This is a genomic window from Kribbella sp. NPDC003505, from assembly GCF_040610875.1.
Classification (GTDB): domain Bacteria; phylum Actinomycetota; class Actinomycetes; order Propionibacteriales; family Kribbellaceae; genus Kribbella.
This window is the reverse complement of sequence record NZ_JBEXNA010000004.1, coordinates 384101-411037: the sequence shown is the minus strand read 5'-3', so window position 1 is coordinate 411037 and position 26937 is coordinate 384101. Positions and strand designations below refer to the sequence as shown.

The following is a 26937-nucleotide window of genomic DNA, read 5'->3' as shown; positions in this document are numbered from 1 at the left end:
CGAGTGTGCCACCGCCGAACCCTTTACACCGATTGTCAATCGTTGTAGACATCCACGTTAAACGTTGTAAACGCCCTTGTGGAGGTCTTGTGGCGCGGCTCGTGGTGGACCCGGCGTTCGTGGTCGGCGCACTGGACCGGCGTGTCTTCGGCTCGTTCGTGGAGCACATGGGCCGCTGTGTCTACACCGGCATCTACGAGCCGGAGCATCCCGCCGCCGACGCGGACGGGTTCCGGCAGGACGTGCTCGAGCTCGTCCGGGAGCTCGGCGTGACCGCGATCCGCTACCCCGGCGGCAACTTCGTCTCGAACTACGACTGGGAGGACGGCGTCGGCCCGAAGGACGAGCGGCCGCGGCGGCTCGACCTGGCCTGGCGGGCGATCGAGCCGAACCAGTTCGGCACCGACGAGTTCGTCGCCTGGTCGCGCCGGGCCGGCGTCCAGCCGATCTGGGCGGTCAACCTCGGCACCCGCGGCATCCGCGAGGCGGTCGACCTGCTGCAGTACTGCAACCTGCCGGCCGGCACCGCGCTCGGCGACCGCCGGGTCGCGAACGGCAGCCCGGAGCCGCACGACATCCGGATCTGGTGCCTGGGTAACGAGATGGACGGCCCCTGGCAGATCGGCCACAAGACCGCCGAAGAGTACGCGCGGCTCGCCGAGGAGACCGCGAACGCGATGCGCCGCGTCGACCCGGGCCTCGAGCTGGTCGCCTGCGGATCGAGCAACGCCGGCATGCCGACGTTCGGCGAGTGGGAGCGCGTCGTCCTCGAACGCACCTACGACCTGGTCGACCACATCAGCCTGCACGCGTACTACGAGCCGCGCGACGGCGACCAGGCGAGCTTCCTCGCCGCCGCCGAGGAGATGGACCGGATGATCTCGTCGGTGATCGCCACCGCCGACCACGTGAAGGCACTGCGGCGCAGCGACAAGCAGCTGACGCTGTCCTTCGACGAGTGGAACGTCTGGTACCAGCAGCACTTCCCCGGCGAGCTCGGGCTGCCGATCCGTGAGGCCGGCCCGCTGATCGAGGACACCTACACCGTCGACGACGCGGTCGTCGTCGGCAGTCTGCTGATCACGCTGCTCCGGCACGCCGACCGGGTGAAGATCGCTTGCCTCGCGCAACTGGTGAACGTGATCGGCCCGATCCGCACCGAGCCCGGCGGCCGCGCGTGGCGGCAGACGATCTTCCACCCGTTCGCGCTGACCGCGCGGTACGCCGGGCCGACCGTGCTGCGGACCGCGGTGAGCGGCGGCCCCGAGATCGACACGGCCGCGTTCGGCCGGGTCCCGGCGCTGTGGAGCACCGCGACGTACGACGAGGACACCGGGGAGACCGCGATCTTCGTGGTGAACCGGAGCGAGACCGACAAGATCGATCTGGAGATCCCGGTGGCCGGACAGGTGGTCCGGCACCTGGCCCTGTACGACGAGGACCGTTCCGCGGTGAACACCGCGGACGATCCGGACCGGGTTCAGCCCCGGGCCGTCGACGCCACCGAGGTCGTCGACGGTGTCTGCCGTGCCACGCTGCCGCCCGCATCGTGGCACGTGATTCTGCTCAGCAGTTGATTCGAGAGGGGACCCGCCCGTGCCTTCGAAACGACTACTCGCCGCAGCGCTGGCTGTGGTTGCCGTCGCAGCCGGTACCTCGGCCGCGACGGCCGCGCCAGTGGTGACCACGACCAACGCGATCAGCTCCGGCTTCGCCGACACCTTCGCCGACCCGTCGATCATCCAGGGCCGCGACGGCTACTGGTACGCGTACGCCACCTCCGACCCGTTGGTGGCGAACGGCCCGTTCGGCCTGATGCACATGGCCCGGACCAAGGACTTCGGCTCCTGGGAGTACCTCGGCACCGTCTTCGACGACCAGACCAAGCCGGCCTGGGCCGCGCCCGGCTCGTTCTTCTGGGCCCCCGACATCCGGTACTTCGACGGCCACTACGTCATGTACTTCACCGTCACCGACACGAACGCCAACGCCGGCGGCGACCCGGCCATCGGCGTCGCGACCGCCCCGACGCCGGCCGGTCCCTGGACCGCGACCGACGGCCCGGTCGTCACGCCGAAGCCGGACGGCAACGGCGGCTTCTACGGCACCATCGACCCCGCGATGCTGACCGCCGCGGACGGCAAGCGGTACCTGTACTACGGCGGCTTCTACGGCGGCATCTCCGTCACCGAGTTGAGCGCCGACGGCCTGCACGCGGTCGGCGATCCGACCCAGGTCACGATCGGCGACCGCTACGAGGGCTCGTACGTCGTCTACCGCGACGGCTGGTACTACTTCATGGGCTCGTCGATGAACTGCTGCGCCGGGCCGACCACCGGGTACTCCGTCTTCGCCGGTCGCTCGCGCTCGCCGCGCGGCCCGTTCCTCGACGCCGACGGCGCCGCGCTGACCGACTCCCGCGTCGGCGGGACCACGGTCATCACACAGAACGGCAACAAGTGGATCGGCCCGGGCCACCACGCGTTCATCACCGACGTCGCCGGTCAGGACCACATCGTCTACCACGCGATCGACCGCGGGACGCCGTGGCTGACGAATCCGTTCGGGATCAACCGCCGCCCGATGCTGATCGACAGGATCGACTGGGTCGACGGCTGGCCCCGCACACGTGCCGGCCTCGGGCCGTCCGAAGGACCGGTGCCGGCGCCGACCACCGGCTCGTCGCTCGGCATCGACTCGACGAACCCCGCCGCCGCCCTCCAAGGCGCCACCGAACAGCCCGGCGACGCGCTGGGCGGCCAGACTGCGTCCATCGACGGCGCGGCCCAAACCCGGCAGTCGGCGGCGGCCGGCGACCTCCGGGTGGAGGCGGACGTTCGCCTGGGCACGTCCTTCAGCACAGTGCTTGGCAATCAGGTGGTGGCGACCGTCGCGAACAACCGTCTGACGGTGACGGCCGGCCGGCGGGCGACGTCCGTGAACCTGCCGGCGGACTTCGACCGCACCCAGTGGAACAAGCTGTCCGTGCAGGTGTCCGGATCCAGCGTGACGGCACGACTGAATGACGCCGGTCTGGGAGATGTGTACGGAGAGGCGCAGTTGACCGTGCCGGGTCTGAGGCTGGGTTCTGCGCCGGTGCGGTGGTTGGGCTCGGCGGAGGTCGACAACCTGACCGTGCGGCCGGTGGCGAAGCCGGTGACGCGGATGGCCGACGTACCGCGGACCGGGGACCTTCTGAGTGCGGACGACTTCGACGCGCCGCTCGGTGCCGACTGGTCGTGGGTGCGGCCGGACGCCAACGCGACCGTTGCCGATGGCAAGTTGTCGTGGCCGCTGGAGAACGCCGACCTGACCGGCTCGTCGAACAATGCCGGGCTGCTGTTCCACACGGTCCCGGCCGGCGACAGTTGGATCGCCGAGACCAAGCTGCACCTCGACACCGGCGCGGGCGACGTCCGCAACTACCAGCAGGCCGGGATGATCGCGTACCTGAACGACAGCGACTTCGCCCGCCTCGGCAACGTGGCGATCTGGAAGACCCGGCAGACGGAGTACGGGCGTGAACTCGTGGCCCGGCCCTCGGACGGCGCGACGTCGTACGGCGCGGCCGCGATCGGGCGCTCGGCGCCGACGTTGTGGATGCGGCTCGCGTACCACCGCAACGCCGCCGGCGAGCACGTGTACCGCGCCGGTACCTCGGTGGACGGGAAGAACTGGACCTGGGGCGCGTCCTGGGTGCTGCCGTCGGCGGCGAAGATCGGTCTCTACGCCCACGGTGAGTTCACCGGCGCGAACCCGCCGCCGGTCGCCACGTTCGACTACCTGAAGTTCTACGAGAGCAGATAAATGGAATTCTCCAATCCGGTGTACGACGGCAGCTTCGCCGATCCGCAGATCATTGCGGTCGGCAACGACTACTACGCCTTCGCGACCAACGGGCCGCTGGGCAACGTACAGACGCTGACCTCCCGCGACCTGGCGTCGTGGGAGACCGTCGGTGACGCGCTGCCGTCGTTGCCGGATTGGACGGCGCCCGGGCGGGTGTGGGCGCCGGAGGTCGCCGTGCACGCGCCCGACCGGTACGTCATGTACTACACGTCCCGCGACGTCGCCGCCGACCGGCAGGCGATCGGCGTCGCGGTGGCGTCCACCCCCACAGGTCCATATGTCGACAAATCGATGAAGCCGCTCATCAGTCAGGCCGACGAGGGCGGCTCGATCGACGCGTCGCCGTTCCAGGACTCGACCGGCCGGCGCTGGCTGTACTGGAAAAACGACGGCAACGCGATCGAGGTGGACACCTGGATCTACGTGTCCGAGCTGTCCGCCGACGGGCTCACGCTGACCGGCCCGGTGCATCGGTTGATCAAGCAGGACCTGCCCTGGGAGGGCAACCTGGTCGAGGCGCCGTACATGGTCGAACGGGACGGCAAGTTCCATCTCTTCTACTCCGGCAACGCGTTCGACAAGGCGTCGTACGCCGTCGGCCACGCACTGTGCGAGTCACCGACCGGCCCGTGCGTGAAGTCCGGCGACCCGATCCTCGCCAGCTCCCCCGACGCCGCCGGACCGGGGCACAACATGGTCCTCGGCGACTGGTTCGTCTACCACGCCTGGGACCCCGCCCAAGTTGGCAGCGACCCGAAGGGCCGCACGATGTGGCTGTCCCGCCTGACATGGGACGGCGATCAGCCGCTCGTCGAGCAACCGCGCGCCGGGAATCCATAACTTGTCCGGTCCCTCTCGCATCAAGATCTGTGGAAGATCGAGATCCGGGAGAAGTCATGAAACGACGCAGCACCTTCGCCTGCTTCGCTGGGGCGGTCGCCCTGACCGCGGCGGCCTTCGTACCGACAGCTCATGCCGCGCCGCAGGCCGCGACCGAGGCCTGCACGGTGGGGCTCGGATCGGTCGACGCTGCCGGTGCGCAGACCTCGGCCGGCGTGACCGCCGGCACGCCGCCGACCATGAAAGGTCCCACAGCGGTCGACAAGCCAGTCTTCCCGCCCGGCCAGGTACGGCTCAGCTCGACCTGGGTGACCGAACCCAACGTCGCCGGCTTCGACCGGTCCGGCTACGTCGTGCAGGGCGACGCGCTGTACCGCTACTTCTACAACTTCGGTTTCGGCGACGCCATTGTCTCGCGGATCGGCGGCGGCTGGTCGAACTTCACCGCGTTCGAAGTCTCCTCGTTCGACGACAGCGCACGGAAGATCTCGCACTTCATGGCGTACGGGCTGCGCAGCGACGGCACGCTGTTCCGCTGGAGCGGCGGGTTCAAAAGGGCGGCCCAGTCGGCGCCGGGGTTCGCGTCGGTGAAGTCGATGGCGTTGATCAGCAAGACCGCGACGTACGACACCTTCCTCGCGAACACCCGCGGCGGCGCCCTCTACACGATCCGGATCCCGATCACGTCGCCGCTGAAGCCGATCGTGACGCGGGTGCGGACGAGCACCTGGCAGGGCTTCGAGGCGCTGGTCGCGGACAAGTGCGGCAACTACGGCACGCTGCTGCTCGGCATCGACAAGGACACCAAGAGCGGCTACCTCTACGCCGTCGGCCACGCGAACGGCACGGCGACGGTGATCAACGCCCTGGGCAAGGTCGACGGAACCTTCCCGAATGCCCCGTATTACCGCTGGGGCGTCGTCCCTTACCTCGACCCGCTGAACGGAGACTGAGATGAAACGCTGGGCAGTACTGCCGATCGCCGTACTGATGCTCGCCGGAACCGCTACGGCGCACGCCTCGGATACGGCGACTCAGCGAACGACCGCGGCCTGTGACGTCGCCCTGAGTTCCTTCGGACCGGAAGGTGACCCGACGACCGGGCTCGGTCCGGTGCGACTGGCCTCGACCTCGACCCAACTGGCTAACGGATACGGTCTCGACCTCTCCGGCTACGCGGTGTCGGGCGACAAGGCCTACTACTGGTACTACTCGCTCACCAACGAAGCCGAGGTCGACCCCGGCCTGCCGCGCGGCTCGCAGCCCGTAGGGTCCGGCTGGTCGGCGTACAAGGCGCTGGAGGTGTCGCAGTTCGCGGCGAAGGGCGCGACCGCGCGGGACACGGCGTACGGGCTGTCCGGCGACGGGACTCTGAGGCGTTGGAGCTTCGACATCAACGTCCCGTGGAGATTCAAGGCCACCGGTTCGGCGCCGGGGTTCGCGTCGGTGAAGTCGATGGCGCTGATCAGCAAGACCGCGACGTATGACACGTTCCTGGCCAACACCCGCGGCGGCGCGCTGTACACCATCCGCATCCCGGTCAGTTCGCCGATGAAGCCGATCGTCAGGCCGGTCCGGACCCGCACGTGGCAAGGCTTCGAGAAGCTCGTCGCGACCAAGTGCGGTCAGTACGGCACGTTCCTGGTCGGCATCGACTTCGACACCCGGACCGCCTATCAGTACGCCGTCGGCCACACCAACGGAACGTCCACAGTCATCCTCGGCCTCGGCCGCCGGAGCGGCTCGTTCCCGGCGCGGGCGTACTACCGGTGGACCACCAATCCCAACGAGCCGCTGAACGGCGACTGACGTGAGGCGGCTGTTCTCCTTCGTGGGCGCCGCGTCGCTGATCGCCGGTGTGGTCACCGCGCCGGCTGCCCAGGCGGCTTCGGTAGCTTGTTCCCTCGCGCCGGGCTCCGTGCTCGCGAGCGGGGCGCAGAACAACGGGGGCATCACCGTCGGCTACCCGCCGCGCACCGTCGGGCTGCCCGGCCCGATCTTCGACGTCTTCGATCCCGGCGCGGTCCGGCTGAGTACGTCGTTCACGAGTGACGCCCACGACAACTGGGGCGCCACCAACCACGGCTGGGTGGTGGCAGGCGACGCGTTGTACTACCGCGAATACTCCATCGACACCATGAACGAGATCCGCACCGACCAGCCGAACGAGACGCGGCGGGTCGGCGGCGGCTGGTCGACCTTCAGCGCGGTCGAGGTCTCCGAGTTCACCACCCGCACCACGGGGTACGGACTGCGCAGCGACGGCACGCTGTTCCGCTGGGGTGTCGTCGCCTGGACGTGGAAGGCGACCGGGTCCGCCCCCGGGTTCGCCGCCGTGAAATCGATGGCGCTGATCAGCAAGACCCCGACGTACGACACGTTCCTGGCGAACACCCGCGGCGGTGCGCTCTACACGATCCGCATCCCGGTCTCCTCGCCGATGAAGCCGATCGTGAAGCCGGTGCGGACGAGGACCTGGCAAGGGTTCGAGAAGTTGCTGGCGAGCAAGTGCGGCAACTACGGGACGCTCCTGGTCGGCATCGACAAGGACACCAGGACGGCGCAGACGTACGCCGTGGGGCGTGCGAACGGGACGGCGACGGTGATCAACCATCTGGCCGCTTCCACGGTCGGCAACGATCCCGTCCACTTCCGGTGGGGCGGTATCCCGTCGATCGACCCGCTCAACGGCGACTGAGCACCTCGGTCAGGATCGTCAGGGCCTTGTGCAGATCGGACGTCGACGGCGTCGCGTAGCCGATCACCAGCCCTGGCGGTCCTGCCACGCTCCGGCGGTACTCGGACAGCGGCGCGACCACGACACCCGCCGCGCGGGCCGCGCGGGCGATCCGCAGATCGTCCTCGCCGTCGGGCAGCAGCAACGTGATGTGCAGGCCCGCGTCCTGGCCGACGATCCGGCCGTACGGCGACAGCACCGCGCAGGTGTGGGTACGCCGGTCCGCGTACAGCCGGCGCCCGCGACGTACGGCCTGATCGAGGTATCCGTCGCGGAGCATGGCGAGCAGGGCGGCCTGCATCGGCCAGCCCGGCCAGTCGCCGGAGTCGGCCCGGAAGGTGGCGAGCCGCTCCACCATCGCCTCGGACGCCACCAGCCAGCCGAGGCGGAGCGCTGGGCTGAGCGTCTTCGACAACGTCCCGAGGTGCACGACCCGCTCCAGGTCGAGCTGGGCGAGCGCGGGCAGCGGCGCGACGTCGTACCGGAACTCGCTGTCGTAATCGTCCTCGATCAGCAGGCTGCCGGTCCGGCGCGCCCACCGGACCAGCTCGTTGCGGCGGGCAACCGGCAGCCGCCCGCCGAGCGGGTACTGGTGGGACGGCGTCACGTAGACGGCGGCGAGGTCGTCGGTCAGCTCCCCGACCAGCAGGCCGTCCTGGTCCACGCCGACGTCGACGATGTCGAGCCGGTGGTCGCGGGCGGCGACGACCGCATTCAGGTACCCGGGGTCCTCGATCGCGATCCGGTCGCCCGGCGCGCGCGTGACCGTGAGCAGCAGCCGGAGGCCGTGGACGGTGCCGTTGGTGACCAGGACGTTCTCGGGGCCGCAGGCGATCCCGCGAACGCGGCCGACATGGTCCGCGAGTGCGGCGCGGAGCGCGGGCAACCCGGCCGCGTCGTCGTATCCACGCGGCGGCGACTGGGTGGACACCTCACGCCAGGCGCGCCGCCAGCCCGGGTCCGGGGTCGGCGCGATGTACGGGATGCCGGGGCGCAGCGTCAGCAGTTCCGTGTCGGCGTCGGGTCGGTGCTCGACGTGACGTCGTACGGCGGGCTGCAGCGGGACGACATCGGTGACGTAGGTCCCGGCGCCGGTGCGACCCTCGATCCAGCCCTCCGCGTGCAGCTGGTCGTACGCGGCCTGCGTCACGGAGCGCGAGACGGCGAGCTCCCGCGCGAGGTCACGGGTCGACGGCAGGCGGTGACCCGCCTGGAGCCGGCCGTCCAGCACCGCCGCCCGGAACTGCTCCGCGAGCTGCAGGTGCAACGGCAGCCCGGCGGTCCGGTCGATCGTCAGCGGCAGCGAACTCTGCACGGACACTAGGATCGCAGTATGACCATGGCCGCGGAGGACGTGTCTCGTTTCGAGCGGTCCAGGGGTCGGCTCGAGGCGATCGCGTACCGGATGCTCGGCTCGGCCGGTGAGGCGGAGGACGCCGTCCAGGAGACGTTCCTGCGCTGGCAGGCCGCGGACCTCACCCGGATCGAGGTCCCCGAGGCCTGGCTGACGAAGGTGCTCACGAACCTCTGCCTCAACCAGCTCGCGTCGGCCCGCGCGCGGCGCGAGACGTACTTCGGTCAGTGGCTGCCCGAGCCGCTGCTCGACGGCGACCCGATGCTCGGCCCCGCGGACACCGCGGAGCAGCGCGAGTCGGTGTCGTACGCCGTCCTGACGCTGATGGAGCGGCTGTCCCCGAACGAGCGGGCGGTCTACGTTCTGCGGGAGGCGTTCGACTACGCGCATCGGGAGATCGCCGAGATCCTCGAGATCAGCGAGTCGTCCAGTCAGCAGCTCTTCCGCCGGGCCAAGCAGCACCTCGCGGACGGTCGGGCCCGGACCCACGTCGACGAGGCCGTGGCGCGGCGGATCGTGGAGGAGTTCCTCGCCGCTGCGACCAGCGGCCGGACCGAGTCCATCGTGCGGCTGCTGACCGCCGACGCGATCTCGGTCGGCGACGGCGGCGGGAAGGTCGCGGCCCGGACCACCGCGGTCGAGGGCGGGCTCGCGGTCGCGCGCTTCCTGCGCGCCTGGTTCAAGCCGACCGACGCGAAGCGGCTCTACGTCGGCGGTGCGGCGGAGGTGTACGCCTGGGCGGTCAACAGCGAACCCGCTCTGGTGGTGGTCGTGAACGGCGAGGTCATCGGCGTGATGTGCCTCGAGGTCACCGCCGACGGAGTCACCGCGGTCCGCACCCAGGCGAACCCGGACAAGCTGGCGCGCGCGACCGAGCTGTTCGCCGCCTCCGACCACGGGGAGCCGCTGACCACCATCCTGTGACGTGCTTCACATCCCGCACCTGTCATGAAACGGCGAGCTGCCGGTCCCGCTGCGCGAATGGACTAGGTGATTCGTCGCGGAATGGCCCGTGCCACCATGCCACTGCACACCGACTCTGGTCTTATGACCGCTTTGCAGCCAACCGCCCGGACCTCCCTGCGTCGCTCGAAGGAACGCGCCGCCACCGATCGCCAGGCGCTGCACGACGTACTGCTCGACGGCATGTTCTGCCACCTCGGCGTCATCGTGGACTGCGATCCGCTGGTGCTGCCGACGGCGTACGGCGTGGATCTCGACCGCGGGCCGGACGGTGAGATGTACCTGCACGGCTCGGTCGCGGCCAGGAGCGTGGTCGCGGCCCCGCTGCAGACCGTCTGTGCGACGGTGACGCACACCGACGGCCTGGTGCTGGCGAGGTCCGCGTTCCACCACTCGGTGAACTACCGGTCCGCCGTCATCTTCGGCATCCCGCGCCTCGTCACGGATCCGGAGGAGAAGCTGCACGGGCTCAACCGGATCGTCGAACACCTCGTCCCCGGGCGGTCGCTCGAGGTCCGGCCGCCGAACCGCAAGGAGCTGGCCCAGACCTCGGTGCTCGCGCTGTCGCTCACCGAGGCCTCGGTGAAGACCCGCTCCGGGCCTGCCAACGACGAGGAGCGGGACCTCGACCTGCCGTACTGGACAGGTGTGCTCCCGCTCCGTGTCGTGGCCGGCGATCCGGACACCAATCCCGACTGCGACCTTCCGGTCCCCGCCCACGTCCGCACCCGCGCGAAGCTGCTGGGCGCGCAGTCCTAGGCGACAGTCCCCTTGTTGTAGCTCGACTGGGCCCAGAAGTACCCGACCACCGCGATCGCCAGGCACCAGGCCGCGGAGAGCCAGCCGCTGCTGCTGTCCATCGGCGTCCCGAGCAGCAGGTGCCGCAACGTGTCGATGATCGGCGTGAACGGCTGGTACTCGGCGAACCAGCGGATACCGCTCGGCATCGCTTCCAGCGGGATGAACGTGTTGCTCAGGAAGGGCAGCAGCAGGCTGATCGGCAGCACGACGTTGCTCGCGCCCTCCGGCGTCTTGCTGGTCAGGCCGAGCGCGATCGCGAACCAGGTCAGGCCGATGGTCAGGCCGATCAGCAGTACGGCGGCCAGCAGCCAGTCGCCGAGCGAGGCGTTCGGCCGGAAGCCGATCAGGACCGCGAAGCCGACCACCAGGACCAGGCTGACGATCGTCACCAGCACGTTGGCGAGCACGTGCCCGGTCAGCACGGCCGGCCGGAAGATCGCCATCGTCCGGAACCGGGCCACGATGCCCTCGGACATGTCCATGCAGACGGCAACGGCGGGCGACATGGTCCCGGACGCGATCGACATCAGCAGGATGCCGGGCGTGAGGAAGTCGATGTAGTCGAAGTCGCCGCCGGCTCCGCCGAGGCCGGCCGCGAACGTGTCGCCGAACACCAGGCCGAACAGCAGGATCATGATCACCGGCATCCCCAGGGCGCCGAGCGACAGGCCCGGATAGCGCTGAGCGTGCCGCAGGTTGCGGCGCAGCATCGTCGCGGTGTCGTTCAGTGCGTAACTCATGTCGCCGTCACTTCCTTCGGAGCGGGCTGACCGGTGACGGCGAAGAACACGTCGTCCAGGTCGGGCGTGTGGACAGTCAATTCGTCGACCTCGAGCGACGAGTCGTCGATCCGGGCCAGCAGGTCGCGCAACGCGTGCACGCTGCCGTCGTTCGGCACCTGCAGGACCAGTGCTTCGTGATTCGGTACGGCGGTCGGCAGCGCCCGGCCCGCGAGCGTGAACTCCTCGGGCGACGTGAACCGCAGCCGGATGTGTCCGCCCGGCGCGAGCCGCTTCAGCTCCTCCGGCGTCCCTTGGGCGACCAGTCGCCCGTGGTCGAGCACCGCGACCCGGTCGGCCAACTGGTCGGCCTCCTCGAGGTACTGCGTGGTGAGCAGGACCGTGACGCCGCCGGCGACGAGCTCGCGGATCAGCGTCCACATGCGGTGCCGGCTGCGAGGGTCGAGACCCGTGGTCGGCTCGTCGAGGAAGATGATCCGCGGCCGGCCGACCAGCGTCATGGCCAGGTCGAGCCGGCGCTTCATACCGCCCGAGTAGGTCGACGCGAGCTTCTTGCCGGCGTCGGCGAGGTCGAACCGTTCGAGCAGCTCGTCCGCCCGGCCGCGGGCCTCCTGCTTGCCGAGGTGATGCAGGTCGCCCATCAGGATCAGGTTCTCGCGGCCGGTCATCAGGCCGTCGACCGCGGAGAACTGGCCGGTCACGCCGATCGCGGCGCGGACCGCGTCCGGCTCCTGGTGCAGGTCGTGGCCGGCCACCCGGATCTCGCCGGCGTCGGCCGTGCTCAGCGTGGACAGGATCTGGACCGCGGTGGTCTTGCCGGCGCCGTTCGGGCCGAGCAGGGAAAAGATGGTGCCTTCGGCAACGCTCAGGTCGATGCCGTCGAGCACGAGTTTCTCGCCGTAGGACTTGCGCAGTCCGCGGACGTCGATCGCTGCTGACATGAGGGATCCTCGGTGGTTTTCGGGCAGGGGGAACCTGACCCGGGACGGTTGACGGGTCTGCTGAGGGAGGATTCGGGCGTGCCTGATCACCCGGGCGCCCGCGACGGGCTCCGGTGCTGGTGCGGGGTTCAGTTAGATGTCGAGGTCCTCGACCGCCGGCTGCTCGGCGGCCTCCTCGACCAGGGTGTAGAGGTCCTCCGGGATCAGGGCGCGGAGCTCCTCGACCGTGTCCACGACGTGCAGGGTGGCCTCACCCTGCGCCATGCTCCAGGACTGGTCGGTGCTCCAGTTGCCGACCCAGGAGCGCCACCCGGTCAGGTAGCGCTCGTCGTCGGCGTTCTGCTTGAACTGGCTGCGGCGGTCCGCGTGCAGGACGAACTTGCCGGTCCGGCTGCGGTAGACCTTGAAGGCCTCGTAGCCGTCCTTGCTCGACCGGCCGCCTTCGGCGAGCAGCACGCCGGAGAACCGTTGCTTGCGGCCGGTGCCCCGGCCCACCCGCACGGTGATCTCGTCGTACCCCTCGAGCCGGCCCTCTTCCATCTCGACGTACCTGCGCAGTGCGATCGAGATCGCCGAGGACAGGTTGCCGGCGAGCTCCTGGGCCCGCTTGTACAGCGGCAGGTCGTCGTCGGACACGTAGATCGTCTTGTTCGGCATCGCGTGTCTCCTCCTACGTAGGACTATACGCACATGGGTACGCAGATGTCTACGTATAGCTCTACGTAGAAGTGGAGGCGGCCACGACGGGATCCGTCGCGGCCGCCTCGAGGACGCGCGCTACTTGGACGGCGAGTAGAGCCAGGGGTGCTCGATGTCGTAGAACGTCGGCGGGCCGGCGGCGAGACTGTTCATCTCGTCCATGTCCGCCTGCAGCTCCGGCGGCACCTCCTTGCGCTCACCCGCGCGGGCCTCGGCCTCGGTGGTGAAGTACATCGCCATCGTGTAGTCGCCGTCGTCGTACATGGCGACCTCGCTGCCGAGGACCTCGGGCCGGAACGCGGCCCATTCGTCGCGGTGCTGCCCCATCACTTCCCGCGCGCGCTCCGGGTTGCTGCCGGCGCCCTGCATCACCTGCACGAAGCCGGCCGAGTCCGGATTCCCGTGCACATCCAGTACGACGTCCTCCGTGTCGTGGAAGGTGGCGTTGCCGTCGCTGAGCAGCGACGTGAACTCGTGCCACCACTTGTCCTGCGCCGGGCTGTCGCTGTTCCGCCGCGCGGCGTCGGCGGAGTCGAAACGAGCCAGCGCGATGAACTTGCCGTCCGCGGTGACACCGGCCGTGGTCCCCAGCCAGCCGGATGCCTCGGGCGCCAGTTCTTCCATCCACCGATCCATCGCTTGGTGCGCCTGGTCGGCGTCGGTGACCTGCCCCTGAATGACCTGAACGAACATGTGAGACCCTCCCCGTCTCTCAGGCCGCTAGTTGGCACTTCGACGTTACGCCCGCCCGCCACACCCGAGCGAGCATCAGCGAACTCGCCAGCACCCCGGTGGCCCCGAGGGTCACCAGGCGTAGGTCGGACTGCCACAGACCGAACACGAACCAGCAGCCGAGCTCCCCGAACACCAGCCGCCACGTACCGACCGAGATACCCGTCGGCCGAACAGTCCGGTACGCCGTCCACAGCGACGGCGTCACCTGGATGATCGAGGCCGCGGCGAGCAACGTGCCCAGCCCGATGCGCCCGCCGACCGCGGCGGCCACCACCAGGAGGAAGACCCAGCCGGCGATCCAGCCGATCGCGCCGCGGTTCAGCGCGCCGCGCCGTACCAGCAGGACCGAGACGGTGCCGGCCAGCACGGACGCGGCCGTGGACGGGATGCTCGCGGTCCAGTACCCGGAGGCCATGAAGTAGCCGAACCATGCCGCGTTGTTGATGCAGGTCAGCGTCGCCCACGACCACGAGACACCCGCGACATCGCCGGTACGGCGCAGCTTCAGGATCTGCGGGAGGTACTGCGGGATGCCGAAGCAGGCGGCGACAACAGGCAGGAAGTCGAGCATGGCGCAAGATTACTGCTGATTATGAGATGGATTCTTGCGACTTCATGCTCAGTATCGGCCTCCGTGGATAAGATTCATCCCGTGGACGCGATTGATCGAACGATTCTTGCTGTGCTCCAGGACGAGGGCCGGCTGACCGTCACCGAACTCGCGCAACGGGTCGGGTTGAGTGCCGCGCCGTGTCATCGGCGGTTGCGGGAGCTCGAGCGGTCCGGGGTGATCCGGGGGTATCGCGCCGTGGTGGACGCGGCGACGCTCGGGCGGGGGTTCGAGGTGCTGCTCGCGGTGACGATGGACCGTGAGGAGTCGGTCGCCGGGTTCGAGGCCGGGCTGGCGGAGATTCCGGAGGTCGTGCAGGCCGAGCGACTGTTCGGCGAGCCGGACTACTTCGTCCGGGTCGCGACCGCGGACATCGCAGCGTTCCAGAAACTGCGCGACGAGCGGCTCGCACGACTGCCGGGTGTTCAGCGGCTGACGTCGACGATCGTGATGAAGAAGGTGGTGGACAACCGCCCGCTCCCGACATGAACGGTGTGGAAACTCGCGTCGCTAAACCTGACTTATCCACAGATTCAGCCCGGTTTCCGGTGGATTCGGTGGAGAAGTATGGAACAACCTGGGGACAACCCCGCCGAATCGGTGTGCACAACTGGGGATACTGATGTGGATAACTCTCGGGGCGCCAGGCACCCGTCTAGACCACTGCCTCGATCGGCAGCTCGACAGTACGTATAGGCCCACCGCCACCGCCAGCACGCCTAGCTATCCATCCACCACGGGGGCAGTGGGCGTATATGCACTGTCGAGCTGCAAGAGACGGTCACTCCGGCGGCCAACGCCTCTTCGAAACCGCCGACGTCGTCCCGCAGCGTGGGCTTGCCCTGAGACGGACTGCTGTGGGGCATGCGTCAGCTCAGGAGGAGCGGACCTCGGCCGGCTGCGCCCGGTGACCGGCTGAGATCTGCCGCAGAAGGTCGGTCAGTGGTCGGTCAGTGGGTCGGTCAGACCCACTGGGTGGAGACGACGAAGCCGACCGCGATCAGGCCCATGCCGATCAGCAGGTTCCAGTTGCCCAGGTCGTCCATCACCGGGATGTCCTGGCCGGCCACATAGAAGACGACCAGCCAGGCGAGTCCGAGCAGCCAGCAGGCGAGCATCAGCGGCGCGACCCACACGCGGCTGGTGGTGCGCGGCTTCTTCGGCGTCTTCTCCGCCTTGACCTTCTCGGTCTTCTTCTTGTTGCGACTGCTCGACTCGGGCACGACTGAACTCCTTGTAAGGACGCATAAGCTGACCGCTGCGGACCTTTTGGGGTCCGGTTCCGGGTTAGCGTAGTGCAGAGAGCAATGTGGAGATCACGGGTGCGTAGGTTGAGGCGGATTTCGTTGTGGCGCGCGGGTGCGCCACTGGCGCTGTTGTGCGCCGGTCTGCTGTTCGCGACCAGCGCCACCAACGCCCGGGGCACCGACCTGCGACCCAGCCGTAACACTACGCTCGCGGGCCTCGTGGAGGAACAGAGCCGCCGCAGCGCCAGCCTGGTCCGCCAGCACGCGGCGCTGACCCAGGACATCGAGAAGCTGCAGGCCCAGCAGGGCTCGATCGACCCCGCGCTGGCCAAGCAGCTCAAGGACCTGTCCGACGCCGTCGGCACGACGCCGGTCACCGGGCCGGGGCTGACCGTGACGCTGAAGGACGCGCCGTCCGACGTGGTCAAGGAGAACCCGGACGTCGACGCCGACTGGCTGGTGATCCACCAGCAGGACATCCAGGCCGTGGTGAACGCGCTCTGGGCCGGCGGCGCCGACGCGATCTCGATCCAGAACCACCGGGTCATCTCGACGACCGGGATCAAGTGCGTCGGCAACTCCGTCGTCCTGCACGGCGTCCCGTACCTCCCGCCGTACAAGATCACCGCGATCGGGGACCGGCGGAAGCTGCAGAAGGCGCTCGACGACTCGCAGTACATCGAGAACCTGCAGGACTACGTGGTGAAGTTCCAGCTCGGGTACGACGTGAAGAACGAGTCGTCGATCTCGATGCCGGCCTACGAGGGCACGCTGGACCTGCAGAGCGCCACGGTCCCGGGCTTCGACCGCACCCCGTCGGTCAGTCCCACTGCCTCGGGCCGATAGCTGTCACAATGGTCCGCATGCCGCGGATCCTTGTCGTCGACAACTACGACTCCTTCGTCTACAACCTGGTGCAGTACCTGCAGCAACTGCAGGCCGACACCACGGTGCTGCGCAACGACGAAGTCACGCCTGACCAGGTCGGCGAGTACGACGGTGTGCTGCTCTCCCCCGGCCCTGGTACGCCGGAAGAGGCCGGCGCCTGTGTCGACATCGTGAAGGAGAAGGGCAGCGAGGTCCCGATCTTCGGCGTGTGCCTCGGTCTGCAGGCGATCGGTGTCGCGTACGGCGGCGTCGTCGGCCGCGCCGACGAGCTGCTGCACGGGAAGACCAGCCAGGTGTTCCACGAGGGGGCCGGCGTGCTGTCGGGTCTCCCGTCGCCGTTCACCGCGACCCGGTACCACTCGCTGGCGATCGCGCAGGACAGCGTGCCGAACGAGCTTCAGGTGACCGCGCGCACCGAGGCCGGTGTGATCATGGCGGCCCGGCACCGCGACTACCCCGTGGAGGGTGTCCAGTTCCACCCGGAGTCCGTGCTGACCGAGGGCGGCCACCGGATGCTCGCCAACTGGCTCGAGATCTGCGGCGACGAGGGCGCGGTCGCCCGCTCCGCCGGCCTGGCCCCGGTCGTCAACTAGCCATCAGAACCGAAGAACCCCGGAGCGACCGCTCCGGGGTTCTGTCGTTGCGCCGGTCAGCCGCCGATCGTGATCGGCGGCGTGTTCGGATCCGTCGGGGTGTCCGTCGGCGTCGACGAGGACGGCGGCGGGGTCGGCTGCTCCTGGTGGTTGTTGATCGTCAGCGTGATCAGCGAACCCTTGGCCGCCTTGGTGCCGCCCTTCACGCTCTGCTGGAGAACGGTCTGGTCCGGCGCGTTCGGGTTGTCGGCCGAGGCGTACCCGACCCGGAAGCCGAGGTCCTTCAGCGTCTTCGTCGCGTCGTCCTGGGTCTGCGTGATGACGTTCGGCACCTCGATGTTCTCGACACCGCTGGACACGGTCAGCGTGAACTCGGTCCCCGACGCGTACGAGCCGTTCGGGTCCGGGCTGATCGCGATGACGACGCCCTTCTTCTGGTCGCTGTCGGCTTCCTTGACGTCGTCGTTGACCTTGAACTTGCCGCTGGACTCCTTGAGCGCCTGCCGCGCCTTCGACTCCGACATGCCGATCACGTTCGGCACCGGGAACGCGCTCCGGCCGGACGAGAACACGACGGTGACGGTCGAGCCCTGCTCGGCCTCGGTGCCTGCCTGCGGGGTCTGCCGGATGGCGGAACCGCGGCCGACCGTGTCGCTGGCCTCCGACGGGCCCAGCGCGAACTTGAGGCCCTTCTCGGCCAGCAGCGCCGTCGCGTCGGCAACGGACTTGCCGCTGACATCCGGCACGGCGACCTTGGCCGGCGGCGTGGCCGTCGTACCGCCGCCGGCGTTGTTGTCCTTGTTCATGTTCGAGAACAGGGCGTACGCGCCGACGGCGACCGCGACGATCGCGAGACCCAGCAGGAAGTACGCCAGGCCGCGGTTGCGGCGGGAGCGCGAGTCCTGCTCCTCGTCCAGGTCGTCGCCACCCGGGGGCAGCAGGTCGTTCGCGGACGTCTGCCGGTACTGCTGGGTCGCGGCCGCCGCCATCACGGTGGGGGCCATCGACCGGGTCTCCGCGATCGCCCCCATCGGTGCGGTCACCTGCTGGCCGGCCAGCACCCGGTGGATGTCGGCGCGCATCTCCGAGGCGCTCTGGTACCGCTCCTCGCGGTTCTTCGCGAGCGCCTTCAGGACGACCGCGTCGACCTCCGGCGGGATGTCGGGGTCGAACGACGACGGGGGGAGCGGCTGCTCCCGGACGTGCTGGTAGGCCACCGAGACCGGCGACTCGCCGACGAACGGCGGCCGGCCGGTGAGCAGCTCGTACAGCAGGCAGCCGGTGGAGTACAGGTCGGAGCGGGCGTCCACGGTCTCACCGCGGGCCTGCTCCGGGGAAAGGTACTGCGCGGTGCCGATCACGGCCGCGGTCTGGGTCATCGTGGAGGACGTGTCGGCGACCGCGCGGGCGATGCCGAAGTCCATCACCTTGACCTGGCCCTGCGGGGTCAGCATCACGTTCCCGGGCTTGATGTCGCGGTGCACGATGCCGGCCCGGTGGCTGTAGTCGAGCGCCTCGAGCACACCGGAGGTGATCTCCAGCGCCCGCTCGGGCATGATCTTGCGGCCTTCGCGGATCAGGTCCCGCAGCGTCTTGCCGGTGACCAGTTCCATCACGATGTACGGAATGGTGACGCCGGAGCCGTTCGGGTCCGGCTCCTCGCCGGTGTCGTAGACCGAGACGATCGTCGGGTGGTTGAGCGATGCGGCCGACTGCGCCTCGCGGCGGAACCTGGCCTGGAAGGTGGCGTCGCTGGCCAGGTCGATCCGCAGTCGCTTGATCGCGACGCTCCGGCCGAGCCGGTTGTCGACACCCTTGCGGACCTCGGCCATGCCGCCGCGGCCGAGCGGTTCGCCTTCTTCGTACCGGCCGCCGACGAGACGTGCCTGCGATGTCATGACCTCAGCCTTCCAACCTGTCTGCGTTAGACACGAAAACCACACTCAACTTGCCCACGGTAGCGGCCGCCACACGTGGATCCCCGTTGGAAAGACGCACTGTGATCGCATCATTCCGTATGGTGCTCACCGGCTGTTCACTGGCCCAGCACCGCCTCCATCACCTTCTTGGCGATCGGTGCCGCCAAGGTGCCGCCCGCGATGTCGTTGCGGGCGATGTTCGCGTCCTCGATCAGTACGGCGACCGCCACCTTCGGGTCGTCGGCGGGTGCGAACGCGGTGAACCACGCGAACGGCGGGCGCTCCTTCGTCGTCTGCGCGGTACCGGTCTTGCCGGCCACCTGGACGCCGTCGATCCGGCCCGGCTTACCGGTGCCGTTGTTCACGACGTCGACCATCATCGCGGTCAGCTGGGACGCGACCTGCGGGGTGACCGCCTGGTGCAGGGACTCCGGCTTGGTCTCGGACACCGTCTTCAGGTCCGGGGTCTTCACGTTCTGGACCAGGTACGGCTTCATCACCTCGCCCTTGTTCGCGATCCCGGCCGCCACCATCGCGATCTGCAGCGGGGTGGCCCGGACGTCGAACTGGCCGATCGCGGACTGCGCGGTCTGCGGCTCGTTCGGGTCGCCGGGGAACTGGCTGGTGGCCACGCTCGGCAGCTCGGTCAGCGGCCGGGCGCCGAAGCCGAACTTCGCGGCCTGCTCGCGCAGCGCGTCCGGGCCGAGATCCATACCGACGGTGCCGAACGCGGTGTTGCAGGAGTAGCGCAGGGCGATCGTGAGGGTCGCGTTGTTGCTGCCGCCGCAGTTCTTGCCGTCCTCGTTCACCAGCGGGACCGTGGTCTGCGGCAGCGGCAGCTCGGCCGGCGAGTTCACCTTGCTCTCCGGCGTGTACTTACCGCTGGACAGCGCGGCCGCCGCGGTGACCAGCTTGAAGGTCGACCCCGGCGGATACAGCTCCTGCACCGCGCGGTTCGACAGCGGCTTGTCCTTGTCGGCGTTCAGGTTCTTCCAGGCCGCGCCGACCTTCTCGCTGTCGTGCGACGCGAGCTGGTTCGGGTCGTACGACGGGCGGCTCGCCATCGCCAGGATCCGCCCGGTCTTCGGCTCGATCGCCACGACCGCGCCGGTCTTGCCGGCCAGACCGCTGTACGCCGCCTGCTGGGCGGCGGCGTTCAGCGTCAAGGTCACGCTGCCGCCCTGCTGCGGCCGGTTGCTGATCACGTCGATGATCCGGCGGAACGCCATCGACGGGTCCGACCCGTTCAGCTCGGCGTTCATCGTCAGCTCGATGCCGCCGCGGCCGAACAGGTAGGAGTAGAACCCGGTCACCGGTGCGTACACCGGGCCGCTGGCGTACGTGCGCTGGTACTTGAAGCGGTCGTCGGACGGCTTGCTCTGCGCGACCGGCGTGCTGCCGATCAGGATCGGGCCGCGGTTCACCGAGAACTGCGAGTCGCGGACCCGGTTGTTGTCGTTGCGGCCGTTGATCTCGTTCGCCCGGAACGCCTGCAGGTACGTCGAGTTCGCCATCAGCGCGAGCATCAGGATGATTGCCGCAACCGCCAAGCGCCGGATCGCCGAGTTCACTGCTTCTGCACCGCCATTGCGATCGTTTCGTCGGACACGGGAGCGGCCGGGGTCTGCGGGCGCCGGGCCTGGTCGCTGATCCGCAGCAGCAGCGCGATGATCGCCCAGTTGGCGACCAGCGACGTACCGCCGAGGGCCATGAACGGGGTGGCCAGACCGGTCAGCGGGATCAGCCCGGTGACGCCGCCGACGATCACGAACACCTGCAGCGCGAACGACATCGCCAGGCCGGTCGCGATCAGCTTGCCGAAGATGTCCCGGCAGCCGAGGGCCGTGCGCAGGCCGCGCTCGATGATCAGCGTGTACACCAGCAGGATCGCGATCAGGCCGGTCAGCCCGAGCTCTTCGGCGAACGAGGAGATGATCATGTCGCTCTGCGAGTAGAGCGTCGCCTCCGGGTGGCCCTGCCCGAGGCCGCGGCCGAGGATGCCGCCCCAGGCCTGGCCCATCAGCCCGAGCTTCACCTGGCCGCCGTCGATCGCCCACGGGTCCAGCCAGTCGGTGACCCGGCGGTGCACGTGACCGAAGGTCGTGTAGGCGAAGATGGCGCCGCCGGCGAACAGCAGGCCACCGATGATCAGCCAGCCGGCCCGCTCGGTGGACACGTACAGCAGGAACAGGAACAGGCCGAAGAACAGCAGCGACGAACCGAGGTCGCTCTCGAACACCAGCACGCCCAGGCTGACCGCCCAGGCGATGCCGATCGGCCCGAGGTCGCGGGCCCGCGGCAGGTCGAGCCCGAGGAACCGGTGCCCCGCCAGTGTGAGGACGTCGCGTTTCACCACCAGGTAGCCGGCGAAGAACACGACCAGGCAGATCTTCGCGAACTCACCGGGCTGGAAGGACATGCCGGCCAGCCGGATCCAGATCCGGGCGCCGTTCAGGTTCACCCCGAGGCCTGGGATCAGCGGCAGCACCAGCAGCACCAGACCGGCCAGGCCGGCGGTGTAGGTCAGCGCCTGCAGCCGGCGGTGATCTCTGATCACGAGGATGACGACCAGGAACAGCACGACGCCGACCGCGGTCCAGGTGATCTGCTGCGGCGCCGCGGCCGCCTTCGGCGTGTTCCCCCGAGCCTCGGCGACGAGCGCCAGGCCGAGGTCGATCCGGTGGATCATCGCGACGCCGAGGCCGTTCAGCAGTACGGCGCAGGGCAGCAGCACCGGGTCGGCGTACGGCGCCCGGTACCGCAGGGCGAGGTGCGCGATCAGCGCCAGCAGGCCTATCCCGGCCGCGTAGTACCCGGTGCTGGCCGGGACCGCGTTCTGCACGGTGATACCGATGTTCACGTACGCGCCGACCGAGACCGCGATCGCGATCACGAGCAGCAGCAGCTCCACCCCACGCCTGGTCCGCGGGATGATCTGGATGACCGAGGTGGACGCGATACTCATCGACGTCCTCGCTTCGCTCCGGGCGCCGATGAGGCACGAGCACGCTGTGTTGTCTTGATGCCCTCGCTCCGCTCGGTCATCGGACCCCGTCACAGTCGTCGGGGTCGACCGGCGTGCTCGGGGACGCCGTACCGGTCGGGGCCGTCGACGCGGGCGGCGAGGAGACCGGCGGCTTCGAGACGGGCGGTTTCGAGACCGGCGTGGAGACCGGGGGCTTCGCCGGCGTGGTCGAGGGCTTGGGGGTCGGTGTCGGCTTGACCTTGGCGGCGCACTCCGCCGCGGTGTGCTGCAGCTCGGCGACGATCGACCGCGCACCGGCCAGGTTGTCCGCCTGGATGTTGCCCTCCACCTGCTCCCGGCTGTACGTCGGGAGCTTGTCGACCTGCAGCGCCTGCCGCTCGTACACCTTCGACAGCGACAGGCCGGGCAGATCCGCCTCGACGCCCTTGAAGATCGCCACGTAGTCGCCGTCGGTGCCGACGTAGTACTGCTTCTGGGTCCAGCTGTACGCGAACCAGGCGCCGCCGCCGATCAGGCCGAGGATCACGACCAGCACGGCGATCCGCCGCAGCCACGGGAACCGCTTCGGGGGCCGCGGTGCGTACCGCAGCTCCTCCGGGTCGAGCGCCGTGCCGTGACCGCCGTGACCGCCGCCATGGCCGTCACCGCCGCCGGCGCGGACCGCGGTCGTCGGCTCACCGCGACCCGTGCTGCCCTGCGCCAACTCGGCGGCAGCGCCGACCAGCTGCGGCCGGACACCGCTCGCGGGCTCGGTCTCGACGACGTCCGCGACGACGCAGGTGACGTTGTCGTTCGAGCCGGCCTCGAGCGCGTGCGTGATCAGCTCGACGACGACGGAGTCCGGCGTACCGGAGGCCATCGAGGCCGCGATCACCTCGTCGCTGACGTAGTCGGGCAGGCCGTCGCTGCACAGCATCAGCCGGTCGCCGGCCCGGACGTCGAGGATCTCCAGGTCCGGGTCGGAGTCCGGGCGGCCGTCGAGGACGCGCAGGATCAGGTTCCGGTGCGGGTGGGTGAAGGCCTCCTCCTGGGAGATCCGGCCCTCGTCGACTAGCGACTGCACGAAGGTGTGGTCGTGGCTCAGCTGGTAGAGCTGGCCGTCCCGCAGGCGGTACGCCCGGGAGTCGCCCAGGTGCGCCAGGCCGAGCTGCTTGCCGTCGAACATCAGGGCGGTCACGGTCGAGCCCATGCCCTCGCGCTCCGGGTCCTCCTCGACCAGCTCGGACAGCCGCTCGTTGGCCCGGTGCACGGCGCCGGCCAGCGCCTCGATCATGTCCTCGCCGCTGATCTCCGCGGTGTCCAGCCGCCGGATCACCTGGACCGCCGCCGCGCTGGCCACCTCACCGGCGGCCGCACCGCCCATCCCGTCGGCGAGCAGCAGCAGGTGCGGACCGGCGTACGCCGAGTCCTCGTTGTTGCGGCGCACCCGTCCGACGTCGGAGAGGGTTGCGTAGTCGAGCGACAGGGTCATCGAGGCAGGCCTACTTCGCGATGTTCAGCGTCGTCCGGCCGATCCGGATCGAACCGCCGATCTCGGCCGGAACCGGGCGGGTGACTCGCTGGCCGTCCAGGTACGTGCCGTTGGTGGAGCCGAGGTCCTCGACCCACCACTGGCCGTCGGACTGGAAGACCCGGGCGTGCCGGGTGGAAGAGTAGTCGTCGTCCAGGCGGATCTGACAGTCCGAACCGCGGCCGATGATCACCGGCTCGTCCGCGAGCGACGCACCGACCCCGGCCTGCGGGCCGTCCGCGATGGTCAGCGAGCCGGGCAGACCCTTGCGCTTCTTGGCCGGTTTCGCGGGCTTCGGCGTCCGGGACGTCTGCGGTACGACGGCAGCGGCGGCGCGGCTGTCCACCTTCGCGCCGAACAGGTCGGACCTGATCACGGACAGCACCGCGAGGACGAACATCCACAACAGGGCCAGGAACCCCAGTTTGATCAGGGTCAGGGTCAGTTCCGACATAGAAGGTCAGTCACCACCCGCTGCTCGGCGGCTGGGCCATCGGCTCGTCCGCGAGACGCAGCGTCATCGTCGTATTGCCGATCCGGACCGTCGAACCGTCGACGAGCTCGGCCTCGGTGGTCCGGCGGCCGTTCACCAGGGTGCCGTTGGTGGATCCGAGGTCGACGAGCACGACGCGGATCCCGCCCGGGCCCTCCGGCATCAGGCGGATCTCGGCGTGCCGGCGGGACACGCCCGGGTCGTTGATCTGGATGTCCGCGTCGGTGCCGCGGCCGAGCACCACGCCGGGCGGGTTGACCGGGCGGCGGCGGCCGTTCACCTCGAGCATGACCTGCGGGTGCCCACCGCGGCGCGGGGCCGGCTGCTGCGGGGGCTGCTGGTACTGCTGCGGCGGTGGCGGGGTCTGCACGACCGGCTCGTTCGGCGGCACGTAGGGCTCCTGCTGATAGGGCTGGGGCTCGTAGGACGGGCGCCGCTGGGGCGTCCCGACCGTGGCGCTGACCACCCGGAACTTACCGGTCGGCAGCTCATCGTGCTGGACCAGCTCGATGTCGATCGGCCCGGAGAACGTGTAGCGCTGGATGTCGGCGTGGTCCCGCAGTTCGTTGGCGAGCTCGTGGTTGAGGGTCCGGCCGTACGCGTTCAGCCGCTCGAAGTCGTCCGGGCCCAGCTCGATGGTGAAGTGGTTCGGCACCAGCCGGCGGTCCCGGGACAGGATCCGCGCGGTGTTGTCGATCTCACGCTTGAGGGCGGCCGCCAGCTCGATCGGCTCGACGTCACCCTTGAAAGCGCGCGCGAAGACACCGCTCACAATGCCTTCCAGTCGTCGCTCGAAGCGCTGTAGCGGTCGCACGCCTCCTCCTCCACGGTCGGTACGTCGGACGCTCGTCCACCGGCACGGCGGACACACCGGGTACGACGATCGATCGTATCGGGAGGTTCGACCCAACCCGCAATGTGAAGCTCCGGCAGAAGCCGTGCTACTGTTTCTCCTCGTCGCCAGGAGATCATCTCAGGCGGCAGCGCGCGGGTGGCGGAATAGGCAGACGCGCACGGTTCAGGTCCGTGTGCCCGAAAGGGCGTGGGGGTTCAACTCCCCCCTCGCGCACAACGAAAGTCCCGGTCGAGTCGACCGGGACTTTTTCGTTGCCGGACGAGAGCGATGTCACTCGCGCACCGGTCCGCGGGTGCGCGGGGCGCGGAGCTCGAGGACCGTGCCGTGCTCGCCGTTCGGGCCGAGCTCGATCGAGCCGCCCAGCGCGGCCGCCCGGTCGACGAAGTTGCGCAAGCCGCTGCGCCGCTCGCTGCGGCCGATGCCGATGCCGTCGTCGGCGACCCGCAGGACGACGAAATCGGTGCCGACAGCGAGGTCGACCCGCACGGCAGCGGCCCGGGCGTGGCGGACGACGTTGGACAGCGCCTCTCGGAGTACGGCGAGCAGGTGCTGCCCGGCGTCGGGACTCAAGGCGCCGTCGAGCGGCCCGCTGACCGTGCAGCTCGGCCGGAACCCGAGCGCGGTCGCATACTCGTCGACGAGCGCCGTCACCGCGGAGCTCAGCGAGCCGCGCTGCTGCGCCCGGCGTTGCTCGAAGATCGCGTCCCGCAGGTCGCGAATGGACACGTCGATGTCCTCGACCGAGCGCGCGACCTGGCTCGCCGCTTCCGGCGGCAGCAGCCGCTGCAGGCCCTGGAGTTGGAGCCCGATGCCGAAGAGCCGGTCGATGACCGAGGAGTGCAGGTTCCTGGCGACCCGGTCGCGATCCGCGAGCACGGTGAGCAGCGATCGGCCGGCGTGGGCCTCGGCGCGGTCGAGAGCCAGCGTCGTCTGGTTCGCGAACATGGTCAGCAGGTCCGTGCCCGGCGTCACGCCGAGCACGGCGTCCCGAGCGGCCGAGACCACCAGGAAGCCGCCGTCATGGTCACTGCCCGCCGGAAGCGGGGCGATGATCGTCCGGCCGAGTTCCTCGACCTCGGGCAGCAGCGGCAGCAGTCCGTGCTTCTCGGCCAACTGGGCGAGGTCCTCGAACACGATGCGGTTCCGGCCGTCCATGAGGTTCTCGGCCGACGAAGCGCTGCCCGGGAACCGGCGGCCAACATAGGCCCCGAAGGCCGGTGGGCCGTCGACGGCCCTGATCACGAGATCGTCGTCGTCGGTCACCAGGATCGCCCCGACCTGCGAACGGGAGACCTCTCTGGCCTTGCGGACGATCAGCCGCAGCGTGTTCTCGGGGTCGACGTCGTCGAGCAGCAGCTGGATGATCTGCGCGGTGGCCTCGTGCCAGCGCTGCCGGCGTTCGGCGTCGGTGTAGAGGCGGACGTTGTCGATCGCCACGCCGGCCGCCGAGGCGAGCGCCAGGACGATGCGCTCGTCGTTCTCGGAGAAGTCCGAACCGTCGGCCTTCTCGGTCAGGTAGAGATGCCCGAAGGTGCGATCGCGCGTCCGGATCGGGACACCGAGGAAGCTCCGCATCGTCGGGTGGCCGGCCGGGAAGCCGTACGAGCGCGGGTGCTGTGACAGGTTCTTGAGGCGCAGGGACTCGGGGTGCTCGATGAGCAGACCGAGGATGCCGTGGCCCTTCGGGTACGGCCCGATCGCCGCGATCTCGTCCTCTCCGACGCCGCACGTGATGAACCGGGACAGGTGCCTACCGTCCTGGTCGACCACACCGAGCGCGCCGTACCTGGCGTCGGCCAGCTTGCACGCGGCCCGGACGATGCGCTCGAGTGTGCTGGTGAGATCCAGATCGGCGCCGAGGCCGACCACGGCGTCCAGCAGTTCGCGCAGGCGGTCCTGGGCGTCCAGGATCTCGTCGACGCGGCCGAGCAGCTCCTGCAGTAGCGAGTCCAACCGGATGCGCGACAGGGTGTCCGGTTCGAGTGCGCCACCGTCCCATGAAGAGGCGATGTTTTCCGGCGTAGTCACGCGAGCGTGAGCCTCCCCCAGAACAGAATCTCGGTACCGGGGACCGGGGCACCTTCTGTACTTCACGATAGCCCAGCGTGTGCGGGGCTGCCAGCAAAGTGGTCGCTGCTCTGCGACCGGAAGAGACGCCGGTGATCGCGGTGATGGC

General features: G+C 69.3%; 25 protein-coding genes and 1 tRNA gene. 12 read left to right on the top strand and 14 right to left on the bottom strand.

The genetic code is table 11. The annotated features are described in order from the left end of the window. Positions 1–89: 89 nt before the first annotated feature. Genes ABZX12_RS15705 through ABZX12_RS15680 form a run of 6 tightly spaced genes read left to right on the top strand, consistent with a single transcriptional unit; the run spans position 90 to position 7387 of the window. On the top strand, positions 90–1577 hold the full coding sequence (locus ABZX12_RS15705) for an alpha-N-arabinofuranosidase (RefSeq protein ID WP_355693618.1): 1488 nt from the start codon (positions 90–92) through the stop codon (positions 1575–1577). A gap of 19 nt (positions 1578–1596) precedes the next feature. Beyond that, positions 1597–3807 (top strand): family 43 glycosylhydrolase, encoded by a 2211-nt coding sequence (locus tag ABZX12_RS15700; RefSeq protein WP_355693616.1) that lies wholly within the window; start codon positions 1597–1599, stop codon positions 3805–3807. Continuing rightward, entirely contained in the window at positions 3808–4689 is an 882-nt protein-coding gene (locus ABZX12_RS15695) for a glycoside hydrolase family 43 protein (RefSeq protein ID WP_355693614.1), read from the top strand. A gap of 56 nt (positions 4690–4745) precedes the next feature. Continuing rightward, positions 4746–5642, top strand: a complete 897-nt coding sequence (locus ABZX12_RS15690) for a hypothetical protein (protein WP_355693612.1) — start codon at positions 4746–4748, stop codon at positions 5640–5642. A 1-nt stretch (position 5643) separates the two neighbouring features. Then, positions 5644–6498 (top strand): hypothetical protein, encoded by an 855-nt coding sequence (locus ABZX12_RS15685; protein WP_355693610.1) that lies wholly within the window; start codon positions 5644–5646, stop codon positions 6496–6498. A gap of 1 nt (position 6499) precedes the next feature. Continuing rightward, positions 6500–7387, top strand: a complete 888-nt coding sequence (locus ABZX12_RS15680) for a hypothetical protein (protein WP_355693608.1) — start codon at positions 6500–6502, stop codon at positions 7385–7387. Here the strand turns inward: ABZX12_RS15680 and ABZX12_RS15675 are convergent. Next, the gene (locus ABZX12_RS15675) at positions 7374–8741 is read right to left on the bottom strand and encodes a PLP-dependent aminotransferase family protein (protein WP_355693606.1); all 1368 of its coding nucleotides are present in this window, start codon (positions 8739–8741) and stop codon (positions 7374–7376) included. The genes ABZX12_RS15680 and ABZX12_RS15675 overlap by 14 nt on opposite strands. 18 nt (positions 8742–8759) lie before the next feature. Here ABZX12_RS15675 and sigJ point away from each other — a divergent pair, with 18 nt between their 5' ends. Then, positions 8760–9704, top strand: coding sequence for an RNA polymerase sigma factor SigJ (sigJ, locus tag ABZX12_RS15670; protein ID WP_355693604.1), 945 nt, complete (start codon positions 8760–8762; stop codon positions 9702–9704). Positions 9705–9827: 123 nt separating this feature from the next. Continuing rightward, positions 9828–10502: a pyridoxamine 5'-phosphate oxidase family protein gene (locus ABZX12_RS15665; RefSeq protein WP_355693602.1), complete on the top strand. Its 675-nt coding sequence runs from the start codon at positions 9828–9830 to the stop codon at positions 10500–10502. Here ABZX12_RS15665 and ABZX12_RS15660 read toward each other — a convergent pair. From ABZX12_RS15660 to ABZX12_RS15640, 5 genes are all read right to left on the bottom strand, one after another. Then, complete coding sequence (locus ABZX12_RS15660; RefSeq protein WP_355693600.1) at positions 10499–11284, bottom strand: ABC transporter permease; 786 nt, start codon at positions 11282–11284, stop codon at positions 10499–10501. The two genes, ABZX12_RS15665 and ABZX12_RS15660, sit on opposite strands and share 4 nt — an antisense overlap. Beyond that, positions 11281–12225, bottom strand: a complete 945-nt coding sequence (locus tag ABZX12_RS15655) for an ATP-binding cassette domain-containing protein (RefSeq protein WP_355693599.1) — start codon at positions 12223–12225, stop codon at positions 11281–11283. Before ABZX12_RS15655 ends, ABZX12_RS15660 begins: the two co-directional genes overlap by 4 nt. Positions 12226–12357: 132 nt before the next feature. Next, entirely contained in the window at positions 12358–12882 is a 525-nt protein-coding gene (locus ABZX12_RS15650; protein ID WP_355693597.1) for an EXLDI protein, read from the bottom strand. A gap of 120 nt (positions 12883–13002) precedes the next feature. Continuing rightward, entirely contained in the window at positions 13003–13617 is a 615-nt protein-coding gene (locus ABZX12_RS15645) for a hypothetical protein (RefSeq protein WP_355693595.1), read from the bottom strand. 19 nt (positions 13618–13636) lie between these two features. After that, positions 13637–14230, bottom strand: coding sequence for a PQ-loop domain-containing transporter (locus ABZX12_RS15640; protein WP_355693593.1), 594 nt, complete (start codon positions 14228–14230; stop codon positions 13637–13639). An 81-nt stretch (positions 14231–14311) separates the two neighbouring features. On the opposite strand from ABZX12_RS15640, the gene ABZX12_RS15635 reads away from it, so the two are divergent. Then, positions 14312–14758, top strand: coding sequence for an Lrp/AsnC family transcriptional regulator (locus tag ABZX12_RS15635; protein WP_355693591.1), 447 nt, complete (start codon positions 14312–14314; stop codon positions 14756–14758). A 473-nt stretch (positions 14759–15231) separates the two neighbouring features. On the opposite strand, the gene ABZX12_RS15630 is transcribed toward ABZX12_RS15635, so the two are convergent. Continuing rightward, positions 15232–15492, bottom strand: a complete 261-nt coding sequence (locus ABZX12_RS15630) for a cell division protein CrgA (protein ID WP_355475546.1) — start codon at positions 15490–15492, stop codon at positions 15232–15234. A 99-nt stretch (positions 15493–15591) separates the two neighbouring features. Here ABZX12_RS15630 and ABZX12_RS15625 point away from each other — a divergent pair, with 99 nt between their 5' ends. After that, positions 15592–16362, top strand: coding sequence for a DUF881 domain-containing protein (locus ABZX12_RS15625; protein ID WP_355693589.1), 771 nt, complete (start codon positions 15592–15594; stop codon positions 16360–16362). 17 nt (positions 16363–16379) lie between these two features. Continuing rightward, positions 16380–16997: an aminodeoxychorismate/anthranilate synthase component II gene (locus tag ABZX12_RS15620; protein ID WP_355693587.1), complete on the top strand. Its 618-nt coding sequence runs from the start codon at positions 16380–16382 to the stop codon at positions 16995–16997. Positions 16998–17053: 56 nt separating this feature from the next. Here the strand turns inward: ABZX12_RS15620 and pknB are convergent, their stop codons facing one another. From pknB to ABZX12_RS15590, 6 genes are all read right to left on the bottom strand, one after another. Beyond that, positions 17054–18895, bottom strand: a complete 1842-nt coding sequence (gene pknB, locus ABZX12_RS15615; protein ID WP_355693585.1) for a Stk1 family PASTA domain-containing Ser/Thr kinase — start codon at positions 18893–18895, stop codon at positions 17054–17056. A 137-nt stretch (positions 18896–19032) separates the two neighbouring features. Then, positions 19033–20487 (bottom strand): penicillin-binding transpeptidase domain-containing protein, encoded by a 1455-nt coding sequence (locus ABZX12_RS15610; protein WP_355693583.1) that lies wholly within the window; start codon positions 20485–20487, stop codon positions 19033–19035. Then, complete coding sequence (locus tag ABZX12_RS15605; protein ID WP_355693581.1) at positions 20484–21881, bottom strand: FtsW/RodA/SpoVE family cell cycle protein; 1398 nt, start codon at positions 21879–21881, stop codon at positions 20484–20486. The genes ABZX12_RS15610 and ABZX12_RS15605 overlap by 4 nt, the downstream gene beginning before the upstream one ends. A 76-nt stretch (positions 21882–21957) precedes the next feature. Continuing rightward, positions 21958–23373, bottom strand: coding sequence for a protein phosphatase 2C domain-containing protein (locus tag ABZX12_RS15600; protein WP_355693579.1), 1416 nt, complete (start codon positions 23371–23373; stop codon positions 21958–21960). Positions 23374–23383: 10 nt separating this feature from the next. Next, the gene (locus ABZX12_RS15595) at positions 23384–23866 is read right to left on the bottom strand and encodes an FHA domain-containing protein (RefSeq protein WP_355693577.1); all 483 of its coding nucleotides are present in this window, start codon (positions 23864–23866) and stop codon (positions 23384–23386) included. 10 nt (positions 23867–23876) lie between these two features. After that, positions 23877–24719, bottom strand: coding sequence for a DUF3662 and FHA domain-containing protein (locus tag ABZX12_RS15590; protein WP_355693574.1), 843 nt, complete (start codon positions 24717–24719; stop codon positions 23877–23879). Positions 24720–24890: 171 nt separating this feature from the next. Between ABZX12_RS15590 and ABZX12_RS15585 the strand changes: the two genes are divergently transcribed. Next, positions 24891–24974: transfer RNA gene (locus tag ABZX12_RS15585), tRNA-Leu, on the top strand. A 57-nt stretch (positions 24975–25031) separates the two neighbouring features. Here the strand turns inward: ABZX12_RS15585 and ABZX12_RS15580 are convergent. Beyond that, entirely contained in the window at positions 25032–26789 is a 1758-nt protein-coding gene (locus tag ABZX12_RS15580) for a GAF domain-containing protein (RefSeq protein ID WP_355693572.1), read from the bottom strand. Positions 26790–26937: the final 148 nt, after the last annotated feature.

Coding starts and splice junctions, on each gene's coding strand:
- ABZX12_RS15650 (WP_355693597.1), bottom strand. CDS start 12,882: ATGCCGAACAAGACGATCTACGTGTCCGACGACGACCTGCCGCTGTAC.
- sigJ (WP_355693604.1), top strand. CDS start 8,760: ATGACCATGGCCGCGGAGGACGTGTCTCGTTTCGAGCGGTCCAGGGGT.
- ABZX12_RS15690 (WP_355693612.1), top strand. CDS start 4,746: ATGAAACGACGCAGCACCTTCGCCTGCTTCGCTGGGGCGGTCGCCCTG.
- ABZX12_RS15685 (WP_355693610.1), top strand. CDS start 5,644: ATGAAACGCTGGGCAGTACTGCCGATCGCCGTACTGATGCTCGCCGGA.
- pknB (WP_355693585.1), bottom strand. CDS start 18,895: ATGACATCGCAGGCACGTCTCGTCGGCGGCCGGTACGAAGAAGGCGAA.
- ABZX12_RS15600 (WP_355693579.1), bottom strand. CDS start 23,373: ATGACCCTGTCGCTCGACTACGCAACCCTCTCCGACGTCGGACGGGTG.
- ABZX12_RS15645 (WP_355693595.1), bottom strand. CDS start 13,617: ATGTTCGTTCAGGTCATTCAGGGGCAGGTCACCGACGCCGACCAGGCG.
- ABZX12_RS15695 (WP_355693614.1), top strand. CDS start 3,808: ATGGAATTCTCCAATCCGGTGTACGACGGCAGCTTCGCCGATCCGCAG.
- ABZX12_RS15605 (WP_355693581.1), bottom strand. CDS start 21,881: ATGAGTATCGCGTCCACCTCGGTCATCCAGATCATCCCGCGGACCAGG.
- ABZX12_RS15655 (WP_355693599.1), bottom strand. CDS start 12,225: ATGTCAGCAGCGATCGACGTCCGCGGACTGCGCAAGTCCTACGGCGAG.
- ABZX12_RS15640 (WP_355693593.1), bottom strand. CDS start 14,230: ATGCTCGACTTCCTGCCTGTTGTCGCCGCCTGCTTCGGCATCCCGCAG.
- ABZX12_RS15595 (WP_355693577.1), bottom strand. CDS start 23,866: ATGTCGGAACTGACCCTGACCCTGATCAAACTGGGGTTCCTGGCCCTG.
- ABZX12_RS15660 (WP_355693600.1), bottom strand. CDS start 11,284: ATGAGTTACGCACTGAACGACACCGCGACGATGCTGCGCCGCAACCTG.
- ABZX12_RS15665 (WP_355693602.1), top strand. CDS start 9,828: ATGACCGCTTTGCAGCCAACCGCCCGGACCTCCCTGCGTCGCTCGAAG.
- ABZX12_RS15620 (WP_355693587.1), top strand. CDS start 16,380: ATGCCGCGGATCCTTGTCGTCGACAACTACGACTCCTTCGTCTACAAC.